The sequence below is a fragment of the Roseateles sp. P5_B10 genome, assembly GCF_056400485.1.
Genome location: NZ_JBFULE010000760.1, coordinates 1 through 2496 on the forward strand (window position 1 = coordinate 1; position 2496 = coordinate 2496).

Genomic DNA, 2496 nt, shown 5'->3' on the forward strand with positions numbered 1-2496 from the left:
GTCTCGCGTGGTCTCGTGCATCCCCTTGGGCCGTTGCCATCCATCATCAAGGCGCCGCTCTGCCTTACGCTGCTTGAGCCACGTCCGGCCCAGGTCGTCGGCGCTCTGACTGCTGTAGACCACACGACCGCAGTGACGGCACATGAAGCCTGCCTGGCCTCGGAGGAAGAGCACGCCCACGCGGCGCCAGCACCGCGGGCAGGCGAACCATGAACGCGACCCGCCGTAGTTGCAGGCCGTGCGCGTCTCGCAGATGCGCTGGTGTACCGGGTCGTCGTTGACGTTGAAGTCGAGGACAACAGCGCCGCCATCACCTCGATACCCGATGGCCGCCGACTGCTTGCCGGTCTCAGCATCTCGCCAGATCCACGAACCCGCCGTGCCAGCGTTGAACAAGCCTTCATGAGCCCAGCGCCCGGCCTCGATGCGCCGGCAGTGTTCGGCCTTAACGTGGTGCGCCGGTCGTCCAGCACCGAATCTCATCCCGCCCTTGCCCATCACCGGCCCCTTCCACTGATTACGAAATCAAAAGCCAAATCCGCTCTGGTCTCAGCCATGACGCGCACCCTTGCGGCGGTTCTTGATAGCGTCCAGGCCCGCTGCCACGAAAGCTGACGCGGCCTGCTTGACCAACTGGGGCCGTGGCTCTGGAGCTGGGTCGAACTCGCCCGTGATGGGATTGAAGCGGCCGGCGTCGATGTCGCCGTCGCGCTCACGGGTCTCAGGCTCGGGGTCGTCGCACTCGGTCCCTTGCTGATCCTCAGCTTCCCCGTTCAACGCATCTGCAGATGGTATTTCTAGATGGTCTCCGCCAGACGGTGCAGAGGGATGGTCAAAAGGGGGCCGGATAGCACCGCCAGACGGTGCAGCAGACACGTCCTCTACACCGTCCCACGGTGCAATAGGCGACCCCTTAGCACCGCCAGACGGTCTAAGGACTGCGTTTTTCTCAGCACCCTGTCGTTCATAGCTTCCGCGCTCGAAAGTGACCGCAGCGCCGGGGTCATAGCCTGGGTGGGGGTCGAGCAGATACCAGGTCACGGCATACCAACTGGCCTTGTTGGGGCGGTGGCCCTTGACGGTCTCGTGGACGAAGCCGGCATCGATCAGTTCGCGCTTGGCCCGGGTGATGACATCGACGCTGCGCCACCCGCGCTTTGCCAGATGAGCCGCGGACGCCAGCAGACGGCCGTTGTTGTCGCGGACGTACTGGCGGGCGATGTCCACCAGCAACGCCTTCGCAGGATGGCTCAGATCGGCATAGGCGGCGCAATCGAGCACGGCCCAGGGAAGCGCCACGAACCCGCCCGAGACGCGCGCCTTATCGCCTTTGCGGCCGACGCCGCGCCCGTTAGCCATGGCCGACCCAGCTGGCTGGCGCGCCGCCGAGCTGGGCGAGCACCTGGGTTGCCTCCTCAACCGTTGCAAGCGGCCGGCAGTAGCCCCAGCGCTCCACCAGCAGCGTCGAGTCGGCGAGCTGGTGCAATGCGTACCCGCGCAGGGCAAACAGGGCCTGGAGCGTGGCAAGCTGCTTTGACTTAGGCGGCGGCCCGGCATAGGCCGCGGAAGGGCCTGGAGTGGTAGGCACCTCGGGGGCCGCGACCTGGCTCACGACGCCCTCCCGGACCAGACGTAGTCCGCCACACGATGTTGATCGCCGCCCTCGTACTCGACGACGGTCCACAGCGTCTTGATGTCGTGGCCTTCCTCGCGCAGCTCCTGAACGCGCGCAGCTGGGTGCAGGATGTCGAGGCCTGCCCTGGCTTCAGCGGTGGAGATGCGCCGGATCTGTTCGAACGCTGTCTGAAGCCGCTGCCGCTGTGTTGCTGCGCTGACGCCGGCGACCTCGGCGCGGATCTTCTGCAGGGCGGCCAACTTTTCGGGGTCGAGACGGTGATTGGCCATCGTCATTCCCCTTGGGCCTGAATCCAGGCCCGCACGTCGGCGGCCTTCCAGCGGGTGCAGCGTTTGCCAAGCCTCACGGGCTCTGGGAACTCCTTTGCTGCCAGCTTGCGATACAGGCTGGCTACTGAAAGACCGGTCGCGTGAGACACGGTCCGAACGCGCAGCAGCGCGTCTGACAACTGAACCGCATCAAGTGGTTGAGTACCTCTGGCGCGACGGAATTCGTCCTGAGCAGTACGGGTTGGGTGTGATTGCATCTGAGCCATCCATCGAGTGAGCGACGGCCCCGAATGTGTTTTGAGTTGGGCAAGCGTTGTTCCGGATGCCCGGCCAGACGTGACGCCAGGGCTGCCAGCCGTTACGCATAGCCGGCTAGCCGCCGCGCTGGCGAGACCTCAATACGTCATAGATGAACCGCTGCGGGTTCGCCGAGACATCCGCCAATTCGGGAGGAAGCGAAGCCGACAGCTTGCGGGCCATGCTCATGTCATCGCCTCGCAGCGTCGCCGCTTTTGCCAGCACCCACTGCTTCATGTCGGCATGTCGACGATGCTTTGCGGCAGCTCCCTTGGCGCCCGCTTGGGAGAGCAT

The 2496-nt window shown here is 65.1% G+C and carries 6 protein-coding genes; all 6 read right to left on the reverse strand.

The features are described from left to right. The coding region (locus AC1DU6_RS27180) for a hypothetical protein (RefSeq protein WP_477860926.1) at window positions 1-501 on the reverse strand (501 nt) is incomplete at its 3' end. A 48-nt stretch (window positions 502-549) separates the two neighbouring features. Beyond that, window positions 550-1359, reverse strand: a complete 810-nt coding sequence (locus tag AC1DU6_RS27185) for a hypothetical protein (protein WP_477860927.1) — start codon at window positions 1357-1359, stop codon at window positions 550-552. Next, window positions 1352-1486, reverse strand: coding sequence for a hypothetical protein (locus tag AC1DU6_RS27190; protein WP_477860928.1), 135 nt, complete (start codon window positions 1484-1486; stop codon window positions 1352-1354). Before AC1DU6_RS27190 ends, AC1DU6_RS27185 begins: the two co-directional genes overlap by 8 nt. A 122-nt stretch (window positions 1487-1608) precedes the next feature. After that, window positions 1609-1911 (reverse strand): helix-turn-helix domain-containing protein, encoded by a 303-nt coding sequence (locus tag AC1DU6_RS27195; protein WP_477860929.1) that lies wholly within the window; start codon window positions 1909-1911, stop codon window positions 1609-1611. Next, complete coding sequence (locus AC1DU6_RS27200; protein WP_477860930.1) at window positions 1908-2171, reverse strand: helix-turn-helix transcriptional regulator; 264 nt, start codon at window positions 2169-2171, stop codon at window positions 1908-1910. Before AC1DU6_RS27200 ends, AC1DU6_RS27195 begins: the two co-directional genes overlap by 4 nt. 106 nt (window positions 2172-2277) lie before the next feature. Beyond that, window positions 2278-2496, reverse strand: a 219-nt coding sequence (locus AC1DU6_RS27205; RefSeq protein WP_477860932.1) for a hypothetical protein, incomplete at its 5' end; no start/stop codon positions are given.

Coding starts and splice junctions, on each gene's coding strand:
- AC1DU6_RS27200 (WP_477860930.1), bottom strand. CDS start 2,171: ATGGCTCAGATGCAATCACACCCAACCCGTACTGCTCAGGACGAATTC.
- AC1DU6_RS27185 (WP_477860927.1), bottom strand. CDS start 1,359: ATGGCTAACGGGCGCGGCGTCGGCCGCAAAGGCGATAAGGCGCGCGTC.
- AC1DU6_RS27195 (WP_477860929.1), bottom strand. CDS start 1,911: ATGACGATGGCCAATCACCGTCTCGACCCCGAAAAGTTGGCCGCCCTG.